Here is a 22,164-nt window from a genome sequence, read left to right on the forward strand (position 1 = left end):
CTTATCCAAAGTTAAGTTTAGGTGGTGGAACAGGCATAATTCCACTTGTCCTATTTCCATTTTTATTTGAATCTTCGTCTATGAACTTTGTGTTTTCGGGGAAGTACGTTTTTATGTTTTCGTCGTTTTCTTCTATTCTCTTAAGCATGTTTTTCATGTCATCTGACAATTGTTGTCTTTCAGATGTCGTCAAAGTACTTGTCAAATCATTTGAGCTATTTCCTGGGTCTTTAAGATTAAAACTTTCATTGGTGACATTATCCCGGATGTATTCTAGTATTGTTTTTAGCCTCTCCCATAAGTTCCCATTGATTTCGCAATTGTCGAAGGCTTTGATAGTGATTAACTCCAAGAAGAAAGATTTAGTAGGGTAAGTCCCTTTGTTTGATTTCCAAACTTTCAGAAGACGTATGATTTTCCGGATGGAATCTTTTTCATTAGTTGCTCTATCTTTAATATTGCTGATTTGCGCTTTAATATTGGTTTTGATTCTTTCACTGCCGGCATCAAAATTTCCATACTTATAATAAACATACAGATTAAGATTTTCATCACTTAGGTATTGATCTTGATTGAACTCTCTACCAGGCACAACATCAACTTTGATCTGGTCACCATCTTTATCGGTATAAAACTCTAAACCAATTGATACTTTTTGCTTTTTAACTTCCGCATCATTTTTATATTTCTCATAAAGAAAATCAAAGACATCCTCATACATTTCTTTTAGTGTTCCATTAGAGCCAAAGGCATTTCGCTTAAATGGGGATACTAAATCAAAATCAAATTTGGTGTTAATGGCGGTGTTTTTGGCGTAAGAGCCTGAATTAAAAGGTGAATAGATATTAGATCCATATTTTTCCTTCAATGCTTCTTTGATTTCATCCTTCTTTTCGAGATGCTTTTTAAGTAGATTCTCCTCTTTGGTAATCTGATGAGTTTTGATTACGGAATCTAAGTGATTGCTTTTGTCCATATTTTCTAAGTTTAGGTTGACAAGATGTCAAATTTTAATCCAATTCGTCAATTGGATTGGATTATGTAAAGATATTTACATAAAGTATTAAAAATCAGAGATTATGCTGTCATTATGTCTGTACTTTAACATTCATCTGTCAGTGACCGTTTGTCATATTTAGTTGTCAACTGTGTAATTTTGTATTGTTTTGTAAACTAGTGCTGTATCTTTGCGTTTACTTTTATTAACCCTCATTTATACTGGTATGAACTATTTTGCCGAACGCCTTAAGTCAGCACGCTTGATGAATGGACTTTCATTGCAAGGCTTGGCTGACAAAATCGATAACCGTGTCACCAAACAATCCCTAAGCAAATACGAGCAAGGACAGGTGGTGCCTGATAGTACTATGATCGGGATCTTGTCGGATGCACTGCAAGTAAGACCTGATTACTTCTATACTTCTACTGCTGTTGAGTTTGGAGAGATAGAGTTCCGTAAGCTTCAGGACTACCCGGCCAAAGAGCGGGTTCGGATAGTGGAGATTGCCAAAGATGAGTTACGGAGATATCTGGAACTGGAAGAAATTCTGGGAATAGAAACTGCCTTTCATAATCCCCTCGCAGAGATGACTATTAGTTCTCAAGAAGATATTGAGCATGCGGCAGAAAAGCTAAGAGATGAATGGAAGCTCGGTAGGGGAGCTGTAGCCAATGTAATAGAGCTGTTGGAAGATCACCATATTAAGGTGCTGGAACTGGAATCTTCAGAAGAATTTGATGGGTTCTGTACTTGGGTAAATGATAACCGCATTCCGCTGATCGTATTGAACAAAGCAAAATTCAAAGATAAGTTGGATAGAAAGCGCTTTACTGCTTTTCATGAACTGGCGCATTTGCTTTTGAAGGTCAATCATCTTCCAGAAAGACAAAAAGAAAAGTTTTGTCATGCTTTTGCCACCGCCATGCTTATTTCAAAGGATACCTTACAGAAAGAACTCGGTGGAAAAAGGAGCAAATTGTCCATCCAGGAATTAACCGCGATAAAGCAGCAATACGGAATTTCTATGCAGGCTTTAGTGTACCGAGCAAAAGATTTAGGGCTGATCTCTGATAATTACTTGAGGCAGTTTTATGTGACCTTTACCCAGTTGGGCTATAGAGTAAATGAACCTGTGGAATACGAAGGGGCAGAGCATTCCAATCGTTTTTCACAACTCTTGTTTAGAGCACTTGCCGAGAATTTCATTTCAGTAAGTAAAGCAGCATCCTTAAAAAATCAGAAGCTGGCCCAATTCAGAAAAGAAAATCTTGTTTTCTGATGAAGGTAGCTGTCACGGATGCCTGTATTTTTATAGATCTGATTGAATTGGATCTGATAGCGTCCTTTTTTAAACTTGATATACAGCTGCATACTACGGTGGATGTGGTGAATGAACTATTTCCTGAGCAAAAGCAGCTTTTAAAAGCATATGAATCAGGAAAGCTGTTAACCATTCATAATCTGGAAGAAAAGGATTTTAATGAAATGGCTAAAATTCCTTTTCCCAAAGGACTCTCTCAAGAAGATAAGACCGTCATCTATCTGGCATTATTTTTAAATAAAGCCCTGGTCATTAGCAGTGATAAATTGGTAAGGAGTTTTGCTGCCAATCAATCACTTGAATGTCATGGTTTGATTTGGATATTTGATGAGCTGGTCAGGCAAGAGGTCATTTCAAAGGAAGTGGCCGCAAGTATGCTTAGAAACCTGCTTTCTCTCAACCAGATGTACAATGGTACTTTGATCAAAAAGGAAGTGGATAAAAGAATCCGAAAATGGACTGAAGAGTAGGGTTTTAAAGTTCTTCCGATTCAGTGGGTTTATTCTTTGGTTTATTTGAAACCAACAAAGTTCTCACATCAACCTCTAAAAAATCAGCTATTTCGAAAAGTCTTTCAATTGAAGGCTGAGAATCATTTGTTACCCATCGAGAAACGGTTGTGTCTTTAACGCTCAATTTTTTAGCTAAATCAATATTCTTCTTTCCTTCTTCAGCCAAAACGGCCTTAATTCTATTAAAAATCTCTCTTTTCATTTGAAAACTGCCAAGTTTCCCAAATATAAGTAAAGGTAAACTTACAGTATTCAGTATTTTAATTTCATAAAAAAGGTATTAAATATATTTTAAAGTAAAAATATTATCGTTTTATGAAATCTTTTTATATTTTTGGTATAATCAATGATAATCAAACTTTGATTTCTAAGTGAAGATTTGGCGAATATCTTCAAATGCATTTGCACTTTATAGTCTCGTCTTAGGAAACTGCCAACTTTCAATATAGACAGTAGAAGTGAAGTGAAAATGCTCACGCTACGGCGTGAGCTCACTTTTGCTACATTTTGTTGAAGCCTTTTCTTTTACGGATGATTGAGATATTTCCTTTAGGGTATGTCTCAAAATGACTTAGTAATAACCCAAGTATCATGGTACAGATTGTGATTTTTTCTGGATTAAGTTGCTTCCCGGGATCAGTATTCTGGAAGGAAGATCTGTCTGCGCGCTTTTACGTTGGCTCACTTTACTCATTACCTATTACCTATTATTCATTACCTGAGGAACTCGGCATCGCCGCGGTAGATCGCCTGTATCCTCTGAAGCCCAAGAATCCGATCTGAGGATTAGGGCACTTTTTCTCTCTGACTGCTTCTGTGTTTACGGGACTATTATTTAAGATCAGGGAGTGATGTCTATCGTCATCGGCTGAGTGTAGCATATTATGAGACTGCTTCGCTCAGCTCGCAGTGACGACAACAATGGAGATCATCTGCTGCAGCAGGTCATCAGCTCCATTACTTCAGTTATTTCTTATTAGTTAAAAAGCCCTTGGGGGTTGGTGGGAGAGGTTTGTCCTGTTCTGCCGGCTTCCAAGGCATTGAATGACATGAAAAAAATTCTATACACATGCTTCCTGGGACTGCTTTGTCTTGTTGGAAGCACACTCACAGCACAGGTTGCTGATTCACCTGGGGCGGATTTTCTTCATAGGTCTAGCTCCACCGTCCCGCATGAATTGCGGGACACCCATCGGGGCGGGGAGACCCGTCCCGATACATTGCCGGAGCATGTTGATTTGGTTGATAACTCCGATACCCAAGTGGGGGAGCATACTGTTCTGATTTATTTGGAACTGGCAAAGAGGGGAGCGGTGGATACCTTGACCTTTGAGACTATTCCTTTTGAGGTGTCTCAGTTGTATCCAAATTTCCGTCAGAAAGAGGCCTTTGTTACAGGCAGAACGGGCAATTTCTTTGAGGGGATCAATCCTGGCAATGACAAGCTTTATCTTTTTTCTACACAGGAGTTCACGCAGCCTGGGTACCTCAGTATTAAGCATGGAGAAGAAAAACTGATAGATAAGTATCTGGTTTTTCCTGGTGATTCGGTCAAAATAAGGATAGATGATACGGGGAACAGAATTCTGTTCTCGGGTCCGGATGCGGATTTATATGCCTGCCAGTATGAGCTGATTACTGCCATAGAGCAAGAGCGGTTTTCCAGGCCTTCCAAAATGATAACTACAGATCCTGAAGCACTGTTAGATAGAGATGACTACCGGATGCTCTACAATAAAGCCCAAAATACCTTTGGAGGTTCTATGCAACTTATCAGCTACGGGCCGGAGCAGTTGGATCACTATATGGATCAGTGGAACATCCCTATGGAGCAACTTCCCGGGTTTGAGGTATTGGAGACGTACCGTAGCCACTTATCCCCACTTGCTTATCAAGTACTGAAGGCGGATCTGGTTGGGAAGCATAAGGCAACTCTTCTTCAAAAGTTTAGGATTGAACTGTATGAACCTGCAGTTCTAGGTCAGGACACGGTGATTTTAGATGAAGTCCGACAGGCAGTCAGCATTTTATTGTCGGATGAGGGAATAGCTGAACTTTCAGCAGAAGCAATGGATATATCCAGTTATTGGTTGGATTTCAGTTATGAAAAAGCCTACCTGAAGGCGTTGGATTCTGAAACATCGTTCAGCGCTTTGGTAATTGATAAGTATGTCGGTGATCTGAGAGCAAAGATTCTGTTGGAACTATTGGTCAACAAGTTCCGGCAGATTCCAACCAAGGCAGCATTTATTGATCGAATTGCCCCATATATGGTAACAGCTGACCAGAAAGGTCAATTGGAGGAGTACCGTTCCAAATTGGCAGGGGCTCCCGTTTGGGACTTTCAGTTTCAGGACAGAAATGGGAAGATGTATTCCAAAGATGATTTTCAGGATCAGGTGGTAGTATTTTACTTCTGGAGTACAGGCTGTGGTGCCAGTGAAAATTTTTACAACCTAAGCTTTGACAGGATCGCAGATAAGTTTTTAGGCTCTGAAGCGGTCGAGTTGGTGGCAGTAAACGCCTCTCCTGATCAGGAAATATGGGCAAGTGGATTGTCCTCCGGCAAATATACCTCAGACAAACTTTTGAACCTGTATATGGGGCAAGACTCTGAGAAGTGGAAGATGCACTACAATATCAACATGTACCCCCAGCTGATGATGATGGATGCTGAAGGAAAGATTTCAGAGATATTCTATCTCGGTGAAAGTACAGAATCCATTATTTCTCAAATAGAAAGTGCAGCCTCTGTGGGCCGCTAAACTCAATCATCAAATAGAAATAACATGAGAAAATATATATATGATCTACTAATTCTGGGGATCTTCCTGATTGTAGGAATTTCCTCAGCAATCGCACAATCCCGCCATGAGGTATCCGGTAAGGTGATCGATGAGGAGTCAGGGGAGGCTATACCCGGGATTTTAATCCGGCTGACCCCAGCTGGAATTACACAGGTTACCGGGGACCAAGGTGAGTTTCTACTGACTGTTCCTGAAGGGGAGCAAGTGCTGGTCTTTTCCCATCTAAGCTATGAAACCTATGAACTGGATCTGATTGTGGGAACATCCAATTCGGAAGGGCTGGAAATAAAAATGCAGGCTTCGGATATGGATCTGGAAGGAGTAGAGGTTGTCTCCACTGGATATCAGCAGCTTCCCAAGGAACGTGTTACCGGCTCTTTTGTGCAGCTGGACAATGAACTGGTCAACCGAAGTGTCACAACGGATGTACTTCAGCGGCTGGAGAACGTCACCCCCGGACTGATCTTCAATAAGGATGGGAGTGATAAGAGCAACAGCATCAGTATCCGAGGAACCAGTACCATATTTGCAGACAGTGAACCTCTCATCATCATAGACAACTTTCCCTATGATGGTTCCATCGACAACATCAATCCCAATGATGTGGAATCCATCACAGTATTGAAAGATGCGGCTGCTGCTTCTATCTGGGGAGCAAGGGCAGGTAACGGGGTAATTGTCATCACCACCAAATCTGCCAGCTACGGGCAGGGAATGAAAGTTTCTTTCAATGCCAATATTACGGTGAGCGAAAAACCTGATCTGTTTCATAACCCACAAATGACCGTTTCTGATTTTGTTGATGTGGAAGAACTATTGTTTGACCAAGGGTTTTACAGTAGCAGGTACAATTCTAACCGAAATCCATTAGTCTCCCCGGTAGTAGTAACTTTATACGCCTTAGAGAACGGACAGATCTCAGAATCAGAGGCCCAGCAGCAGATGGACAGTTATCGTTCGACTGATCTTCGGACTGAAATAACAAAACACCTTTTAAGGCCAGCTGTTAACCAACAGTATGCCCTGAATATTTCTGGGGGAGGAAAGGCATCCAACCATACGTTCAGCCTGGGATATGACAAAAACATGTTTTCAGATATCGGCAACCAACGGAATAGGCTTACGATTAACAGCCAGAACAACTGGAAGTTTTTAAACGATAAGCTTACTGTGATGGCTGGAATCTACCTGAGCAGGCAAACGAATGAAGACGGGGCTCCGGGGACAGGAGGTCTTGATCCCTATGCAAAGCTAGTTGATAGTCAGGGTAACCCAATGCCCGTATATTCAACCTGGAGCAACCGATACGTCCAAGCTGCACAGGAAAATGGCTTTCTGGATTGGCAGTACGTGCCACTCAATGAGGTGGGTCTTGATCCCCTGATCAATAATTCCCAGGATTTACGCCTGAATGCACGGATGGCCTATCAGATAATCCCTGGGCTGTCAGCTGAGTTTTCTTATCAGTATTGGCAAAATCAGGGTAAGGTCCGGCAGCTATTTCCTTTGGAAAGTTTTTTCACCAGAAATCTGATCAATACCTATACACAAATTGATGATTTGGGGGCTATGAGTTATCCAATTCCCCAGGCTGATATACTCGATGCATCCTATAGTTCTGCCAATAGCCATACCTACCGGGGAATGTTAAGTTTTGACAAGGTGTATCAAAGCCGTCATGCTATCAATGCAATTGCGGGTTTTGAAGTACGTGACTTTGGGGCTGAAACCCATAATTCCAGGAATTATGCCTATTCCGATGAAACAGGATTGGTAGAGCCTGTGGATTACCTTACCAGATGGAGAAAAGCTCCAGACCGATTTCCTGCCAATATTCCGTTTCTGGATGCATTTGAGGGTCAGACAGACCGGTATTTATCTGCTTATTTAAATGCAGGTTACACACTTGACCAGAAATATTCGGTTACGGCAAGCCTCAGGAGGGATGCATCAAATCTCTTCGGAGTAAGCACCAATCAGAAATTTGTGCCGCTATGGTCAGCTGGATTGGGATATACGATCAGTGAAGAACGTTTTTTCAATGTGCCGATGGTTGATTTTCTCAGAATTAGGGCTTCCTATGGGTATAATGGTAATACGGATAAGGGAGTAGCTGCCCTTCCCAGTGGAAGGCTTTTCCCTGGCTCAAGAAATTTTTTTACTTACCTCCCTTATACACGGATTGATCTTCCGGGAAACCCCGATTTACGTTGGGAGCGGATACAGATCACCAATATCGGAATGGACTTCAATCTATTTAAGGACCGGGTTTCAGGCACGTTTGAATGGTATGCTAAATCTGGCCAGGATATCATAGGGGACTATTCCATTCCAAGCTCCACAGGCTTTTCTTCCTTACGGGGAAATTATGCAAATACCATAACCAAAGGTTTTGACCTTTCTATCAATGTAAGCGTGCTACAGAATGAGTTGAAATGGAATACTGTGTTCTTCGTAAGCCACCTCAATGAGAAGGTTTCCAAATATGAAGGCAGGGGATTGGTGTCCAATTACCTGAATTATGGTTCCGGTACGGGTAGTGGATTTCCTTTCGAAGGAAGGCCACTGACAGGAGTTTACAGTTATGCCTGGGCAGGATTGGATGCTCAGACTGGCGCACCGATGGGAATTCTAGAAGGGCAGGAGAGTAAAGAATACAGTGCCATCATTGGCCAGACAGGGCCGGAAGGCCTTGTATTTCATGGTTCTGGAAGACCTACCTGGTTTGGTGCCCTGAGAAATGACCTTCAATACGGGAATTTTAGCTTATCGATCAACATCAGCTATCGACTCGGTTATTTCATCAGAAGGACGGGAATAGATTATTATAATTTATTGGGTGGGGAATACGGTCATGGAGACTATGAAAAGCGATGGATGAATCCTGGAGATGAGCTAGGTACTGAAATCCCTGCCATGCCTGAATCCCGGGACTTCCAGCAATCATCATTTTATTTAAAATCGGCAGCCTTAATAGAAAGAGGTGATCATATCAGACTTCAGGATATCCGCTTGGCTTATGCACTAAATTCCAAAAAGAAATGGATGAATAATACAGAGTTCTACTCCTACATGAACAATGTGGGAATCCTTTGGAAGAAAAGTGAAGCGGTTTCAGACCCTGATAATCAGTTTTCCAGACCATTGCGGTCAATTGCACTGGGTCTTCGGATGAATTTCTGAATCAATAAGTACTTGGATAGGGGGTGAGCTTTCTTCATAGGTTTGGTTGACCATTCACCGGCCGGGTAGGAACTGCCCGGCACCCTTTCCATTATAAAAAAACAGGTCTGCAATTTTAAATATCAATAGCGATGAAATCAAACATGTCGAAAACTACTCAAAGAGGGATGATTATTCACCATGCGAGATTCTCCCGATCCGCCGCGGCGGACGGGACAGGCTATCCCGCGTCCTTAGTCACGGGACAGGTTATGATCTTAAAAATCAAATTCTAAACACATGAAACAGATAATAAATTACATACAAATAGGACTTGTAGTCCTTACCGGAATAGTTCTTTTGGGATGCGAAGGTTTTTTGGATGAAAAGCCATCTAAAAATCAGGTTATCCCAAGAACTGTGAGTGAATTGGAAGGATTGTTAAATGCAAACGGGTTTGGAATGAACCAGGATCCTACCCTTGGGCATATGGCAACTGATGATTTTCAGGTTAGCCCAGGAGGGTTTATGCAGTTGAACCAATTGGAAAGAAATTCCTATTTATGGGAATATGATCCTTTTCTCGAAGAGGTATCCGGAGAGTGGGCTGTGTTATATAAGCATGTCTATAATGCAAATCTGGTCTTGGAGGGTTTACAAGAACTTGAAAATTCAGGAGAGGGAGGAATAGCGCTGAAGCATGCGAAAGGATTTGCCTTGTTTGTGAAAGCACAGGCATATTATTTCTTGCTACAGGCCTATGCTGCGCCCTATGTTGCTGAACAAGCTTTAAGATTGAGAGGAATACCCTTGAGGAATACCACAGATATCAATGTATTAAACAAAAGGAGTACTCTTGAAGAATCCTATCAGGAAACAGAAAATCGGTTACTGGAATCGTTGGACTATTTACCCGAACGGGATGAAACTAGAAAGAAGCCCTCCCAATGGGCTGCACATGCACTGCTTTCCAGAATTTATCTGATCAAAGGGGAGTATCAAAAAGCATTGGATCAATCGGAATTAGCCTTGGGCCTGGGATCCGAATTGATAGATTATAATGAGCTTGATCCAGATGCTGCTTATCCATTTCCTGAGTTTGACAAAGAGAATATTTACAATGTGACACTGACTTCAAGGCGATTTTGGTCCTCAACAGGAATAGGGGTGAATTGGGAACTCTATGAAAGTTATGACAGTACAGATTTGCGTAAGTCAGTTTTCTTCAACGAAAGTCCGGATTCAGTAATGCTCTTTAAAGGAGACTATACCGGAAATCATGAACGCTATGCAGGGTATGGAGTAGACGAACTGTACCTGACTAAAGCAGAGTGTTTGACAAGGCTGGGTAAAGATGAAGAGTCCAGAGAAATAATGGAAAGTTTACTGACCAAGCGGTATAAATCAGGGTTCTATGAGTCCAACAATGGCTTACACGGAAATGAGTTATTGTCTTTTATCCTGGAGGAAAGAAGAAAGCAACTGTTATTCAGAAATATCAGATGGATTGATCTAAGAAGGCTGAATAGGGAGTCTGAATTCCAAAAGACATTATTGAGAGAGGTAGATGGACAAAGCTATATGTTGGAACCAGGTTCTCATAAGTATGCATTTCCAATTCCCTTGGACGAAATTAAACTTAATAGTCTTGAGCAAAATCCGGGGTATCAATAACTAAAACAGGCGCGGTGGATTCCGCGCCTGAGTAGTGTGAATGAATACTTAATTCGCCTTAAAGGATAGGCAGTGCTCCATTTTTCTGGAAAATACCCATTTTGACAGGAGCACTCTGATCATCAGGATCACCATAGGTACAAACTTCAGATGAGCCATTACACTCATAAGTAGTGGGGCCAGGAGTGACGTTTGTCAGGTCATACCATTCATCATTAGGTGCAGGACGGTATTCTCCTGCAGCTGGTTCTGCAAAATTCATGGCCATTGCCATGGTTGCTCCGAGCACTAATCCCAGTGCCGGGAGCAGGTTTTTAAGTGATTTCATAATCTTGTTGGTTAGTGGGAGTTACCTCCCGGTTGAACATAGATTTTACTCAGTTCCACTGATCCGGAGCCCTTTCCGAGAATTTCATCCTTCGTGAGGAATCCGTCCAAGTACTCCGTATCAGCGGGTGAACCGTCCGGGTTGCCCCGGTTAGGGAATCGGTTCGGATCCCTACAGCGCCGAGTCTTGACTGGCATCTTCACTCCCAGTCTTTGAAGATGGACGCTGCAACTAGTGAATTTGAATTTTCAAGTATTGGCTATTTTTTGGGGTGGGATAATGCCTTTTCCTGCCCCGTTTTTTTAATTTTTTTGTTTTGTAATTCTGTATTCCTTTGTGTTTTATTAATTGTTAGTTTTGATGCCTGGAGTGGTGTTTTAAGATCAGTATTGTTTAAGAACTATGGTTTAACTGGTTATTTGCTTAATTTTGGTGCGTAGAAACAATGTTTTCTATAGTAATTAAAGCTTAACGACCTGTTAAAAGCCTGAGGTGTCCACCTTGGGCTTTTTTGCATTTAACTGCTTTAGTCCGAGAATCCCCACTCCAATAAACCCCAGATTCATCCAAAAATGCTCCGCCCATCCCAGGCTTTCCAGTATCCCTGCACAATTGCAGGGGACTCGGGGAAAAGCTCCCACCCAGATCAGTCCTACATAAGTAGTGAAGACAGTGAGGAGGAGGATACTTGAGAGGTAACCCCACCATCTGCAGACCGAAAAGAGCAGGAGCAGGGCAATCAGCAACTCAATACTAGGTACTGCATAAGCCAGTATTTCCGCAAGCTCTGCCGGGAAGGTCTGGTTATGAAATGCCTTTCTGCTTGTTTCAAACCGGATCAGTTTATCCAACCCTGTATAGGTCCACAAGAGGATCAATAGGACACTTGGAATTGCTGATTTTTCTCTTTTTTCCATTCCTTTTTGTATTCCATGGAAAGTTGGGGATTATAAAAATTTGGAATTCACAAGTTGGGTGATAAACATAAAAAGTGTGTCAATTATACAATTTCAGCGGCATTGGGAAAATAAAGTAGTTGATTCCTTGGTTTTTAGGTATTGAGAATTTAAACTGGACTACTGTTTTTTTTAACTAAGCAACCGAACTGAACAAGTTCTACAGTTGGCTCTTCAACTGTAAAGGCAATTTAAAAATAGGCTCTTGCAAGGAGTTTTGTAATAGAGAATACAATGTAATCTAAACCGATAACATTATGGCACGCTATGATTTGACCCCGACCTTTTTGAAGAAACTCTTCGATCTTGAGGGCAAAGTAAGTGATAACGCTTTGGAAAGAGTAGGAGAGTTTTTGGAAGTAAGCTTCGCGAAACGTAAAGCTACCATCCGTCACCCTGGTTCGGTCGAAACCGAATCCAGATTTCTGATTGAAGGTATGATCGGGATGTACTATAAGGGAAACTTATCCAGGCTTTACTTTCCAGGTGATGTCTTTATGGATTTCGAATCTTATCAGACACAGGTTCCCAGTAAATATCACTTTAAATCTTTGGGAGAATCCGTATATACAAGCCTACCTTATTCCAATGAGGTGTTATTGCTGAAAGAAATCCCCGAGTTCACAGATTTTTCAAAATCCCAGATAGCAAAAGTCAGGCATGCCGATGTGGAGTGGCATGCATTTACCCAGATGAACTACCGGGACAAACTCCGGGTGATTGAAGAGAAGTTTCCCAATTTCAAGTATGATCTGACAAATAAGGAAAAGGCAAGTCTTCTGGGGGTAAGTTATACTACTGCAGCACGTATTAAGAAAGAGTCCAACAGCAGAAAACCTGTTGATAAAAGTGGTCAGCTGAAAAAAATGTTACACTATCCATTTCCGGCGTATGTACATAATGATGCGGCTGATATCGAGGAGCAGACTATTTCCTGGGCTTTTCACTTCCATTCGATCCTTAGAGACAACGATGAGATCGCCTATTACAAAAATCAGAAGTTAAGTTACCTGTCTTCCTGCCTTTATCCGGAAATTGATTTGGAGCGAGGGGTCTGGATTTCCAAGCTCTACCTCTGGCTGTTTTATCTGGATGATTTAACAGATGAATTGCATGTCGGGCAGAAAGCTGGTTTTTGGGATTACCTTCTGTCAGGGGTTGAAAACATCCTGGAATGTAAATCTTTGGGATTTAATCCTGATCGTATAACAGTTTTCCTGAATGCTTTTAGCGATTTGGCCTCAGAATTCGATTCGCTGGTTTCAGGCCATAAATACCTGAAGGCGCTGATATTTTCAGAGGTTCTGAATTATATGCAAAAGAACAAAATTGAAGCGGAATTTAAGGATAAGAGGAAATTACCTACTTGGGAAGAATACCAGGTTATCCGTCCGGCTTTTTCAGGAGGGAATCTAGCTTTGGTACTCTCTGCTTTTGAATCAGGTGAGGGATTTTCAAATGATTGTTCTGATTGGCAGGAAACAGCCAATCTCCGTGGGTTGGCAGCTAAGCTGATCTACCTGTCAAATGACCTCATATCCTACCAAAAGGAAGCTGATCGGGGTGATTCTATGAATGCAGTGGCGCTGATGATGCATTATAAGCGGATTGATTTTTCAGAGGCCCAGCAGGAAGTTCTTAATCTTCATGCGGGGACACTGGAAGAATTTATGGTGCTGGAGAGAAAATGGAGAGAAGAATATAAGCCTGAAAACAGCGGCATCTTGAAATACCTCAAGCAGATAAAATACAAGATTGCCGGAACTGTCCACTGGTCTCTGTCGATTTCTCCCAGGTACAAAAAGAATTAATTCGTGAATAAATTTTTAGACTATGGATATCCTAAGATTTTCTGACCGGATTATCACCAGATTAAAAAACAAGCTGGGTGTCCTGAAACTGGACGGTGAAAACAAACTCATCCAGTTTGAATCTGCTTTTCACCTGGTGGATCGGGCGATGGATGAAATCAAGCTTTTTATGGATCACTATGAATTTATGTCCGAGGAGGAGGAAATAGAATTCTTCAAATCCCGGATGACTTACTTTCTCAGGGAATCTGTGTATTTCTCCGAATTGTTCAATATGGAGTCTATCAAGCCGGCCGGGTCTAAAAATGAAATCAGAAAATTCTACGAAAGGGAGTTGCTCAGTGTACAGGAATTTCTGCAAAACAATCAGAACCTGTACAATTACCTCTTAATGAAAAAAGATCATCAGGATCGGGTGTTTTTCTTAAGAAGTGCCCAAGCGCCTGTATATAAACCTAATCTATTCTGGCATACGCTGGACACCAGGTACTGTACTGTCTATACTTTATACTGCGCAAGGATCATGGGGACCCTAGCATTGGCAGAGTATATCCAGGGTCAATTACTTGTCTTACCCCTTGAACAAGAGCAAATGGGAGAGGATAAAAGTACCCCGCTGTTTTGGACAGGGAAAAAGGCGGACCTGGTGGAATTGGTTTATGCATTGAAAACATCCAGTGTTATAAATAATGGAAATGTCAGTGTTGCAGAATTGGCAACCACCATGGCAGAGGTATTTGGTAAGGAGCTTCAGGATTTTTACAGGACCTTTTTGGAAATAAAAAACAGAAAGAAAAACCGGACTGTATTTCTTGACCATTGTAAAGAAAATCTGGAGGCTTACATGAAGAGTTTTGAAGCTAAAGGATAATGGATCATTTCAGATGATTTGAAATTAAAAAAGGCGTTGAATGAGTTGAGAGGCAGTCAGTGCTTTGGTAATAAATAAGGAGGATATGAAAGCATTTGTAGAAGCGCTTTTTGTGGAGATGGAGAAATCACTGAAGGAGGTTTCCAGGGAAACTTCCAACGGACTGCAGAAAGCCGAAAGATGTTGTCAGGTGATTAATAAGATTTTGATCCGCCTGAAGGAATATATGGCAGGCTATACATTCAGGGATCAAGAAGAAGAGATCCGGTTTTTCAAGGAATACAAGCCCCTGCTTTTTAAGGAACTGATCTTCTACTCAGAGCTCGCCTATATAGAAGCAAAGAAACCCATCGGTAAAAAGGAACAGGTGAAAAGCTATTATCCCCATGTGCTGGATCAGATCCAGGAGTTTTTTGTCAGAAACCAACAACTGTACATCTACTACCAGCTGGGGAAAAGCGATCAGGATTCGGTACTGTTTTTAAGGGATTCCAAGCCCGTGTCATTGATCCCGGATTATTCCTTCGATTTTGACCCAACCTTTTCCACTGTCAACAGCAGCAAGCTGGCCAAGATTATGGCCTGCGAAAATCTTACTGATGAAATACGGAAGACAATCTATAAGCTGGAAATGGGAAATGAGGGAGATGCGGGAGAGCTATCCAGCCATGAGTGGACGGATTCAAAATCTGCCCTGATCGAGTTGGCCTATGCGCTGCATTCTAGGGGAGCAGTAAATCATGGGAAAAGTGATGTGAAGGCAATTATTACGCTGATGGAGTCCCTGTTCAACGTGCAGGTAGGAAACTTCTACCGCACCTTTCAGAGCATGCGTGGCAGAAAGAAGAACAGAACTATTTTCCTAGACAGCCTAAAAGAAAGCCTGGTGAAGCGGATGGATGATACGGATATGGGATTTTAAATGGATAAGCTATGTTTTGGCAAGATGCATTTATAGTAGCAGTTGGTGTATGTCTTTTGGGAGGAGGCTTTGCGCTGCGGGTGTTGGTGAATCGCAGAAGGTTTTACCGAAGAGGTCCCGGGGGCCTGCAGCATTTTTCCCGATATAGCAAAGCAGTCTTAAGCTCTATGGTTGAAGGCTTCCTGTTGTTTGTGAGTATTCCCATGATGATTCTGGGAATGTTGGTTTTATTTTTTTGGAGCATATATCTGATTGAAAGGGGACGGTATATAATCAAGGATTCTGATAAAACTGAAAAAAGTATAGCAGAACCTACAGCCCACTTCCTTGTTCCCGCGGAAGAGGGCTTTGGCAGAAAGAAGATCTGCCCAATCCCAGCCAATCATTCCCTGACGTCCATGAGTTGGTTGGGATAAGGTAGATTAGACTTTGGCATCATTTATAAAATATCAAAATATTTTGAGTTTTACACCCTAGGAAAAATTGATTCTGCTGATCAATGAGGGTTGTGTTGCTACTGACTCTGATTTGATATATTCTTTAGTTTGGAACTTAAAATGGTAAGACCAGCCTTTTCAAGGCTCTCCGAGATAATTGTATTCAGCTCTTCTTCGGATTCTTTGGAAATCCGGATTGCGGGTTTACCTGATTCTGATTTTTGTTCCATTCCGCGGGTGATTATCTCAGTCAAAAGCAATACTGTTTTGCGGGGGATTTTTAGATCAATTTTTACTGTGTCGTGCATTCCGGGTACGGCAAGGAGTGTATCGTAGATGGTTTCGAGTGATGAGATGGCCATAGCTTCAATGGTTTTAGATGTAGAATAATTGCGTGGCTAAATCTACTCTGATCCAATGATTTGAGCCTATTTAGAAATTGATCAGGATAGGTAAATGATTCCATCACTTTTTATACTTGTATCACCCGAGAGGAGGTATTGTAAATGCCTGAGGTGATTTCCTCAATGTATCAGAATGATTGTAAAAGCTAACGGGATTTCCTGTGTCCTCCGAAATCGGCAAGATGTACGGTTGTATCACAACCGGATCTTGAAACCCCTTACTCCGAGGTCGTGGGGTTTGAGTTTGAAAAGCTGTTGAACCATGAAAATGAACTGCGAAGATGGAAGAAAACAAGAGAAACAAATGGCTGCATATCCGATTGACTGACCGGGAATTGCTGAAGCTAAAGGCAAATTTTGGAGAGACAGTGCATAGTAATCTAAGTGATTATTCCAGAAGGATATTGCTCAAAAAGTTGGTAATTGGTAGGTATCGGGATACCGGTATTCAGGAGCTTTTAAGGGAGTTGACTTCACTGAAACGGGATCTCCATGGCCTTGCCATCAACTATAACCAGTTGGCTAAAAAGATGAATACGGCTATTGATGATGAAATTACTTCCAGCCGTTTCCAGGTAGTGAAATTGGAGAAAAGTATCCAAGTATCATTGAAGGAAGTGAACAGATTTATTGATCAAACAGCTGAAAAATGGTTGCAATCATAAAGACCAGTAAGTCTTTGAGACGACCTTTTCACTACAATGAAAATAAGGTGAATGAGGGAGTGGCTGAATTGCTTTTAGCCCAGAATTATCCCTTGAAAAATACGGAACAGACTGCTGATTTGCGTCTGAAATACTTGCTCAAATTGGCAAATTTAAACTCCAGAACGTCGGTAAATGCAGTCCATATCTCATTGAATTTTGCGCCAGGAGAGGACTTTGAAAAAGAGAAATTACAAAAGATAGCCAAGGAATATATGCGTGGGATCGGCTTTGAAAACCAGCCTTACCTGGTCTATAAACATACTGATGCAGGACACCCGCACTTGCATATTGTGACGACGAATATTGAGCTTGACGGCAGGCGGATTCCCTTGCATAATATCGGAAAACTCAAATCTGAACCAACCCGAAAAGCAATCGAGAAGGAGTTTGGTTTGGTGCCCGCCGAGTCCCAGAAACAGGGGGTTTTTATCGCCAAACCAGTTGCCATTTCCAGACTTGAATATGGTAAATCAGAGACTAAAAGAGCTATAGGGAATGTGCTTCAGCATGTGCTCAAAAACTACAAATTCACTTCCCTGCCAGAGCTGAACGCAGTACTGAGCCAATACCGGATAGTTGCCGATAGGGGGAGAGAAGTTTCACGGATTTTTAAAAACAGGGGATTGCTATATCGCGCGATGGATGATCAGGGAAACAAGGTCGGGGTTCCGATCAAAGCCAGTAGTTTTTATTTTAAAGCAACGCTGAAGTTCATTGAATCCAAATTCGAATCCAATGAAATTAATCGTAAGAACCATATTAAATCCATCCGCTCTGCCATTGATTTGACGCTGATGAAGATGTCTGGAAAGACTCTTGATGAGGTGATAAAAAGTCTGGAAAAGCAGGGAATCGCCACCATCAAAAGAGAGAACCAAGAGGGGAGGCTGTATGGGATCACTTTTGTCGATCACCGGACCAAGTGTGTATTCAATGGGAGTGCATTGGGCAAAAACTATAGCGCCAAAGGATTGATGGATAGAATCAATGTTGAATCAGTTAAGAGTGGGGTTAGACCTGAATCACTGACAAAGATAGGAAGGCAAATCGGGGGTAAGCAAGAAGGTCAGACAGAAATTACGATAGGAGAGATCGGATATACACAACAAGCATTTAAAGGTTCGAGGGGTCTGTTGGAAACAGTGGTATTGCCTGAAGAAACCTATAGCTATCTGCCTTTTGAGTGGCGGAAAAAGAAGCGGAAGAAGAAGAAAAAAGTAACAAAGTAAGTGCTTAAATCACAGGGTAATGGGGATGCAGACAGGCGAAAATGAGCAAGGATTGCGCAAGATTTTGGATATGACCAGACTGATGGGGATCGGGGTTTTGGGGCTGCATTTTTATTTTTTCTGCTATGCTACTTTTAGAGATTGGGGACTGGCATCGGATCTTACAGACAGTGTACTGAGGAACATTTTTGGGACGGGTCTGTTTCTGGATTTCCATACTTCTAAGTTGATAGCATTGGCGATGCTGGGGATTTCCCTGCTGGGAATTAAGGGAAGAAAGAGTGAGAAATTGAGCACCAAGACTGCTTTTTTATATGGCGGATTAGGGCTAGTGATTTACTTTGCAAGCTATTTTATACTACAGTTTCAAGGTAGCTTAGAATGGATTTCAATTGCCTATATGACGGTAACTTCATTGGGCTTTTTGCTTATCCTTTCAGGCGGAACAAAGCTATCCAGAATTATCCATGCCAAATTAAGCAGCGATGTATTCAACTCAGAAAATGAGACATTCCCTCAGGAGGAACGGCTGCTAGAAAATGAATTCTCAATTAATTTACCTGCAAAATATAGCCTGAAAGGAAAAATTAGAGACAGCTGGATCAATGTAATCAATCCCTTTAGGGGCTTGATGGTTTTGGGAACTCCAGGGTCTGGGAAGAGCTATTTTGTCATCCGTCATGTGATTACCCAGCATATCAAAAAAGGTTTTTCCATGTTTGTATATGACTTCAAATTCGATGATCTCTCATCCATTGTTTATAATACCTGGCTTAAAAACAAACATCTGTATTCCGTAGTCCCGGAGTTCTACGTGATCAATTTTGATGACCTTACACGAAGTCATCGCTGCAATCCATTAGCACCTGAAACCATGCTGGATATCACCGATGCCGCAGAATCAGCCCGAACAATATTGATGGGTTTGAACAGGGAATGGATTAAAAAGCAGGGAGACTTTTTCGTGGAATCACCGATCAATTTCCTGACTGCCATCATCTGGTTTTTGCGAAAGTACAATGGTGGAGAATTCTGTACACTTCCTCATGTGATTGAGTTGATGCAGGCTGATTACGAAGAGTTGTTTACGGTTTTGAGGACGGAAAAGGATATTGATGTTCTGATCAATCCTTTTGTTAATGCCTACCTGAATGATGTAATGGAGCAGCTAGAAGGACAGATCGCATCAGCGAAAATATCCATGGCAAGGCTGTCTTCAGCCCAGTTATACTATGTGCTTTCCGGCAATGATTTTACGCTGGATATCAATAATCCTGAAGAACCGAAGTTGGTTTGCATGGGTAACAATCCTCAGAAAATCCAGATCTATGGAGCTGTACTTTCTCTGTATGTGAATCGGCTGGTGAAACTGGTAAATCAAAAGGGAAAGCTAAGAAGTAGTCTGATTTTCGATGAGTTTCCAACCATCTATTTGAATGGGATGGACAGTCTGATTGCCACTGCTAGAAGTAATAAAGTAGCCACCACATTGGGTATTCAGGACCTCAGCCAGCTACGAAAAGACTATGGACGGGAGCTTGCAGATGTGATCATAGGCATAGTGGGTAACATTGTTTCCGGACAGGTAAATGGAGATTCAGCCAAACAATTATCGGATCGAATTGGGAAGATTATGCAGGATAGACAGAGCCTTTCTATAAACAGTGCGGATACCTCCATCAGCAAATCAAAACAGCTAGAATCAGCTGTTCCTCCTTCTACAATATCATCCTTATCATCAGGGGAATTTGTGGGGATGGTAGCCGATAATCCAGATTGTAAAATAACTTTAAAAGCATTTCATTCGGAGATTATCAACGACCATAAGGCCCTGAAAAAGGAGCAGGATAACTATGTTCCCATACCTGAAATCCGAAAGATAGACAGCCCTATTGTTCAGCGAAATTATCTCCAGATCAAGCAGGATGTGCAGGATATAATTCAGGCTGAGATGGGTAGGTTATTGAATGATCCAGGGCAGAAGCATTTGGTAGTTAGGAAAGGAAGTTAAATTGTAGATGATTTTTAACCATAATATTAGAGATTTCAAAGGATGTCTGGAATGTAAATAAATGATGAGTTGAGCCCCAGTAAAATTTAATCTATTTATTAGGCCAATATATTAAGTAGGTGGAATTAAAACTAGAAGAAGTTAATTGCCCAGTTAATTTGAAATTAGGAGGGGTTGATAAAGAACTAGATTTGCTTCCTGTTGCTTTTTTTTCTCCTTGTCATAAAGAATAATGCAAATCCTGAAGCTACAGCTGCTAATCCGGCAAGCGAAAATATTCGAAGAAGTAGGTTGTTGAAATTGTCTCTCCCTGCATAATCCATGGTGTGAAACATCCAGAGGAAGTCAAACCAGCGCCAAGCTCTATGTCGGACTTTAGTGAACTGCCCGCTCTTGGCATCCACATAGGCTACTAGATTTTCTGGGTGATCGAAATGCACTGCCCATGCTGGGAGGGAAGTTCCTCGGTATTCATGATGAGCTCCGGCTTCGGTGAGATATTCCATATCTCTGATTTGGAGATCGTCTTTGATATAAATCTGAGCAATTTCTCTGGCCTCAGCTTCAGATATCTCAGGGTAAAGCTCTCCTGATTGAGCATCAAATAATTTGCTTTCATTCACCCAATAGTAGGGTCTGTGATTGACAAACCTTAGTTCAAGAGTAGCTATCATCAATGTAGAATCCAGCTGATTGATATCGATGAGTTCATTTGCATTTTCATGCATCATATGTTCCGTGCGGAAATGATCCCCATGGATTTCATCGATGTCTGTCCAACTAAAATAGAGTCCGGAAATAGTCCAGAATATAAATTGGATACCTATAAATACGCCCAAAAATCGATGGATTTTACGGGCATAATATTGATTATTCTTCCTCATTAGTTAGCATTCACTACGTCAAAGGATATCCTCGTTTTGTCCCATGACATAGCTATAGTGGTTGTTTTAGTGTCTTTTTCTTTCACATCGAAAGTTAAAGCTTCAACAGTTTCGTTCAAAGATTCAGATTTAACCTTGATCCGTAAAATGTCATTTGCATCCTTGTAATCGTCCGCCAAATGCATGTCCCAATCCTGATTCAGAATCACTGTCCATTCATCTTTTCCTGGGATAGTGAAAAGCCCATATTTGCCAGGTTTTAATTCTTTTCCATTTATGAGGACGGCTTGATCAAATTTGATACTAGTAGCCTTGTGTGCACCAGTGACCCAAACTTCATCATAGGCCACAAGCCCACCGAAAATCTGTCGACCTCTTGCACTAGGAGCACTGTAATCAATATGAATATGATTTCCACCGGTCATGGCCATAGCTGTAGTTCTAGGGCTTTTAGCTGCTTCCGCAGGCTTCTCCTCATGCATTTCATGAGATTCTGCTTCCATTTCATGTTCCATATGACCCATGTCATGGTTTTCCTTTTCCTTTGGATTGCATGCTGCCACCGCAACAAGGGCAAGTGCTAAAATTTTGATTTTCATAAGTTTGGGTGTTTTGTTCTTTATTAATTTTGTATTGTTTTAGTGACTTCTCCGCAGGTAAGCATAGCTTCTCCAAAGTATGGGTTCACTATTTTTTCCTCCAAACTCAACCAATCTGCACCTCGGTTACTATCGGCCATAGGACAATGCTGTACAAATATTTTGGAAGGGTAGGGATGGAATTTCTCTGCCATCGCTACCATTTCATCAGAAATATTAAGGAAGGATTTTCTCACCTCTTCAAGTGATTTTTGCTCAACAAACTTATCAAGATGGGTTTTAAGGTTGTCTTCATATCTCATCCAACTCATATGGGATTCACCTTTAAATTTGCTCATGTCTACTTTTGAAATGATCGATTGCATTTTCCCTGCGGAGCTCAAAGAGGCTGTTAACTCATCTTTGGTCAAGGCATCTTTTAACTCAAAATAGCTATCAAAAAGAGGCTTCAACTCATTTTTAGCATCTTGAGATATAAGTTCGGGACTTGCAGTAGCTGAGGTATTTGAAACAGGCATTGCCATACCGC

General features: G+C 41.4%; 22 protein-coding genes. 14 read left to right on the plus strand and 8 right to left on the minus strand.

Features of this window, described 5'->3' with window-relative positions; translation table 11 throughout:
• Position 1: 1 nt before the first annotated feature.
• Positions 2 to 976, minus strand: coding sequence for a hypothetical protein (locus tag ABJH64_RS17395; protein WP_348334646.1), 975 nt, complete (start codon positions 974 to 976; stop codon positions 2 to 4).
• Positions 977 to 1,223: 247 nt separating this feature from the next.
• Between ABJH64_RS17395 and ABJH64_RS17400 the strand changes: the two genes are divergently transcribed.
• On the plus strand, positions 1,224 to 2,279 hold the full coding sequence (locus ABJH64_RS17400) for an XRE family transcriptional regulator (protein ID WP_348276913.1): 1,056 nt from the start codon (positions 1,224 to 1,226) through the stop codon (positions 2,277 to 2,279).
• The gene (locus ABJH64_RS17405; RefSeq protein WP_348276912.1) at positions 2,279 to 2,791 is read left to right on the plus strand and encodes a hypothetical protein; all 513 of its coding nucleotides are present in this window, start codon (positions 2,279 to 2,281) and stop codon (positions 2,789 to 2,791) included. Before ABJH64_RS17400 ends, ABJH64_RS17405 begins: the two co-directional genes overlap by 1 nt.
• A 4-nt stretch (positions 2,792 to 2,795) precedes the next feature.
• On the opposite strand, the gene ABJH64_RS17410 is transcribed toward ABJH64_RS17405, so the two are convergent.
• Positions 2,796 to 3,035 (minus strand): helix-turn-helix transcriptional regulator, encoded by a 240-nt coding sequence (locus ABJH64_RS17410; protein WP_348276911.1) that lies wholly within the window; start codon positions 3,033 to 3,035, stop codon positions 2,796 to 2,798.
• 389 nt (positions 3,036 to 3,424) lie between these two features.
• Here ABJH64_RS17410 and ABJH64_RS17415 point away from each other — a divergent pair, with 389 nt between their 5' ends.
• The 5 genes from ABJH64_RS17415 (at position 3,425) to ABJH64_RS17435 (ending at position 10,476) form a co-directional block, all read left to right on the plus strand.
• The gene (locus ABJH64_RS17415) at positions 3,425 to 3,616 is read left to right on the plus strand and encodes a hypothetical protein (RefSeq protein WP_348358230.1); all 192 of its coding nucleotides are present in this window, start codon (positions 3,425 to 3,427) and stop codon (positions 3,614 to 3,616) included.
• A gap of 266 nt (positions 3,617 to 3,882) precedes the next feature.
• Positions 3,883 to 5,598 carry a hypothetical protein gene (locus ABJH64_RS17420; protein WP_348276909.1) on the plus strand — a complete coding sequence of 572 codons (1,716 nt, stop codon included), beginning with the start codon at positions 3,883 to 3,885 and terminating at the stop codon, positions 5,596 to 5,598.
• Positions 5,599 to 5,622: 24 nt separating this feature from the next.
• Complete coding sequence (locus ABJH64_RS17425) at positions 5,623 to 8,823, plus strand: SusC/RagA family TonB-linked outer membrane protein (RefSeq protein WP_348276908.1); 3,201 nt, start codon at positions 5,623 to 5,625, stop codon at positions 8,821 to 8,823.
• 143 nt (positions 8,824 to 8,966) lie between these two features.
• Positions 8,967 to 9,098, plus strand: coding sequence for a hypothetical protein (locus ABJH64_RS17430; protein WP_348276907.1), 132 nt, complete (start codon positions 8,967 to 8,969; stop codon positions 9,096 to 9,098).
• A 4-nt stretch (positions 9,099 to 9,102) separates the two neighbouring features.
• The gene (locus ABJH64_RS17435) at positions 9,103 to 10,476 is read left to right on the plus strand and encodes a RagB/SusD family nutrient uptake outer membrane protein (protein ID WP_348276906.1); all 1,374 of its coding nucleotides are present in this window, start codon (positions 9,103 to 9,105) and stop codon (positions 10,474 to 10,476) included.
• Between the two features lie 58 nt (positions 10,477 to 10,534).
• Here the strand turns inward: ABJH64_RS17435 and ABJH64_RS17440 are convergent, their stop codons facing one another.
• Both ABJH64_RS17440 and ABJH64_RS17445 read right to left on the minus strand, forming a co-directional pair.
• A complete protein-coding gene (locus ABJH64_RS17440) occupies positions 10,535 to 10,804 on the minus strand; it encodes a DUF6520 family protein (protein ID WP_348276905.1) in 270 nt (89 codons plus the stop codon).
• Positions 10,805 to 11,283: 479 nt separating this feature from the next.
• Complete coding sequence (locus ABJH64_RS17445) at positions 11,284 to 11,721, minus strand: MauE/DoxX family redox-associated membrane protein (protein ID WP_348276904.1); 438 nt, start codon at positions 11,719 to 11,721, stop codon at positions 11,284 to 11,286.
• A gap of 296 nt (positions 11,722 to 12,017) precedes the next feature.
• Here ABJH64_RS17445 and ABJH64_RS17450 point away from each other — a divergent pair, with 296 nt between their 5' ends.
• The 4 genes from ABJH64_RS17450 to ABJH64_RS17465 all read left to right on the plus strand — a co-directional run bounded on the left by ABJH64_RS17450 (position 12,018) and on the right by ABJH64_RS17465 (position 15,780).
• On the plus strand, positions 12,018 to 13,571 hold the full coding sequence (locus ABJH64_RS17450) for a terpene synthase family protein (RefSeq protein WP_348276903.1): 1,554 nt from the start codon (positions 12,018 to 12,020) through the stop codon (positions 13,569 to 13,571).
• Positions 13,572 to 13,593: 22 nt separating this feature from the next.
• A complete protein-coding gene (locus tag ABJH64_RS17455) occupies positions 13,594 to 14,442 on the plus strand; it encodes an RteC domain-containing protein (protein WP_348299595.1) in 849 nt (282 codons plus the stop codon).
• An 85-nt stretch (positions 14,443 to 14,527) separates the two neighbouring features.
• A complete protein-coding gene (locus tag ABJH64_RS17460) occupies positions 14,528 to 15,364 on the plus strand; it encodes an RteC domain-containing protein (RefSeq protein WP_348276901.1) in 837 nt (278 codons plus the stop codon).
• Positions 15,365 to 15,375: 11 nt separating this feature from the next.
• The gene (locus ABJH64_RS17465; RefSeq protein ID WP_348276900.1) at positions 15,376 to 15,780 is read left to right on the plus strand and encodes a hypothetical protein; all 405 of its coding nucleotides are present in this window, start codon (positions 15,376 to 15,378) and stop codon (positions 15,778 to 15,780) included.
• 98 nt (positions 15,781 to 15,878) lie between these two features.
• On the opposite strand, the gene ABJH64_RS17470 is transcribed toward ABJH64_RS17465, so the two are convergent.
• Positions 15,879 to 16,163, minus strand: coding sequence for a hypothetical protein (locus ABJH64_RS17470; protein WP_348276899.1), 285 nt, complete (start codon positions 16,161 to 16,163; stop codon positions 15,879 to 15,881).
• Between the two features lie 323 nt (positions 16,164 to 16,486).
• Between ABJH64_RS17470 and ABJH64_RS17475 the strand changes: the two genes are divergently transcribed.
• From ABJH64_RS17475 to mobC, 3 genes are read left to right on the plus strand one after another with little or no spacing between them, the layout of a single operon-like run.
• Entirely contained in the window at positions 16,487 to 16,870 is a 384-nt protein-coding gene (locus tag ABJH64_RS17475) for a hypothetical protein (protein WP_348276898.1), read from the plus strand.
• Positions 16,855 to 18,141: a relaxase/mobilization nuclease domain-containing protein gene (locus tag ABJH64_RS17480; protein ID WP_348276897.1), complete on the plus strand. Its 1,287-nt coding sequence runs from the start codon at positions 16,855 to 16,857 to the stop codon at positions 18,139 to 18,141. The genes ABJH64_RS17475 and ABJH64_RS17480 overlap by 16 nt, the downstream gene beginning before the upstream one ends.
• A gap of 19 nt (positions 18,142 to 18,160) precedes the next feature.
• Entirely contained in the window at positions 18,161 to 20,152 is a 1,992-nt protein-coding gene (gene mobC, locus ABJH64_RS17485) for a conjugal transfer protein MobC (protein ID WP_348299593.1), read from the plus strand.
• Between the two features lie 185 nt (positions 20,153 to 20,337).
• Here the strand turns inward: mobC and ABJH64_RS17490 are convergent, their stop codons facing one another.
• The 3 genes from ABJH64_RS17490 to ABJH64_RS17500 all read right to left on the minus strand — a co-directional run.
• Complete coding sequence (locus ABJH64_RS17490) at positions 20,338 to 21,036, minus strand: hypothetical protein (protein ID WP_348276895.1); 699 nt, start codon at positions 21,034 to 21,036, stop codon at positions 20,338 to 20,340.
• Entirely contained in the window at positions 21,036 to 21,635 is a 600-nt protein-coding gene (locus tag ABJH64_RS17495) for a DUF2911 domain-containing protein (protein WP_348276894.1), read from the minus strand. Before ABJH64_RS17495 ends, ABJH64_RS17490 begins: the two co-directional genes overlap by 1 nt.
• Before the next feature lie 23 nt (positions 21,636 to 21,658).
• Positions 21,659 to 22,164, minus strand: a 506-nt coding sequence (locus tag ABJH64_RS17500) for a DUF3347 domain-containing protein (RefSeq protein ID WP_348337620.1), incomplete at its 5' end; no start/stop codon positions are given.

Source organism: Algoriphagus sp. (assembly GCF_039969895.1).
Classification (GTDB): domain Bacteria; phylum Bacteroidota; class Bacteroidia; order Cytophagales; family Cyclobacteriaceae; genus Algoriphagus.

Coding starts and splice junctions, on each gene's coding strand:
- ABJH64_RS17395 (WP_348334646.1), bottom strand. CDS start 976: ATGGACAAAAGCAATCACTTAGATTCCGTAATCAAAACTCATCAGATT.
- ABJH64_RS17400 (WP_348276913.1), top strand. CDS start 1,224: ATGAACTATTTTGCCGAACGCCTTAAGTCAGCACGCTTGATGAATGGA.
- ABJH64_RS17405 (WP_348276912.1), top strand. CDS start 2,279: ATGAAGGTAGCTGTCACGGATGCCTGTATTTTTATAGATCTGATTGAA.
- ABJH64_RS17410 (WP_348276911.1), bottom strand. CDS start 3,035: ATGAAAAGAGAGATTTTTAATAGAATTAAGGCCGTTTTGGCTGAAGAA.
- ABJH64_RS17415 (WP_348358230.1), top strand. CDS start 3,425: ATGGTACAGATTGTGATTTTTTCTGGATTAAGTTGCTTCCCGGGATCA.
- ABJH64_RS17420 (WP_348276909.1), top strand. CDS start 3,883: ATGAAAAAAATTCTATACACATGCTTCCTGGGACTGCTTTGTCTTGTT.
- ABJH64_RS17425 (WP_348276908.1), top strand. CDS start 5,623: ATGAGAAAATATATATATGATCTACTAATTCTGGGGATCTTCCTGATT.
- ABJH64_RS17430 (WP_348276907.1), top strand. CDS start 8,967: ATGTCGAAAACTACTCAAAGAGGGATGATTATTCACCATGCGAGATTC.
- ABJH64_RS17435 (WP_348276906.1), top strand. CDS start 9,103: ATGAAACAGATAATAAATTACATACAAATAGGACTTGTAGTCCTTACC.
- ABJH64_RS17440 (WP_348276905.1), bottom strand. CDS start 10,804: ATGAAATCACTTAAAAACCTGCTCCCGGCACTGGGATTAGTGCTCGGA.
- ABJH64_RS17445 (WP_348276904.1), bottom strand. CDS start 11,721: ATGGAAAAAAGAGAAAAATCAGCAATTCCAAGTGTCCTATTGATCCTC.
- ABJH64_RS17450 (WP_348276903.1), top strand. CDS start 12,018: ATGGCACGCTATGATTTGACCCCGACCTTTTTGAAGAAACTCTTCGAT.
- ABJH64_RS17455 (WP_348299595.1), top strand. CDS start 13,594: ATGGATATCCTAAGATTTTCTGACCGGATTATCACCAGATTAAAAAAC.
- ABJH64_RS17460 (WP_348276901.1), top strand. CDS start 14,528: ATGAAAGCATTTGTAGAAGCGCTTTTTGTGGAGATGGAGAAATCACTG.
- ABJH64_RS17465 (WP_348276900.1), top strand. CDS start 15,376: ATGTTTTGGCAAGATGCATTTATAGTAGCAGTTGGTGTATGTCTTTTG.
- ABJH64_RS17470 (WP_348276899.1), bottom strand. CDS start 16,163: ATGGCCATCTCATCACTCGAAACCATCTACGATACACTCCTTGCCGTA.
- ABJH64_RS17475 (WP_348276898.1), top strand. CDS start 16,487: ATGGAAGAAAACAAGAGAAACAAATGGCTGCATATCCGATTGACTGAC.
- ABJH64_RS17480 (WP_348276897.1), top strand. CDS start 16,855: ATGGTTGCAATCATAAAGACCAGTAAGTCTTTGAGACGACCTTTTCAC.
- mobC (WP_348299593.1), top strand. CDS start 18,161: ATGGGGATGCAGACAGGCGAAAATGAGCAAGGATTGCGCAAGATTTTG.
- ABJH64_RS17490 (WP_348276895.1), bottom strand. CDS start 21,036: ATGAGGAAGAATAATCAATATTATGCCCGTAAAATCCATCGATTTTTG.
- ABJH64_RS17495 (WP_348276894.1), bottom strand. CDS start 21,635: ATGAAAATCAAAATTTTAGCACTTGCCCTTGTTGCGGTGGCAGCATGC.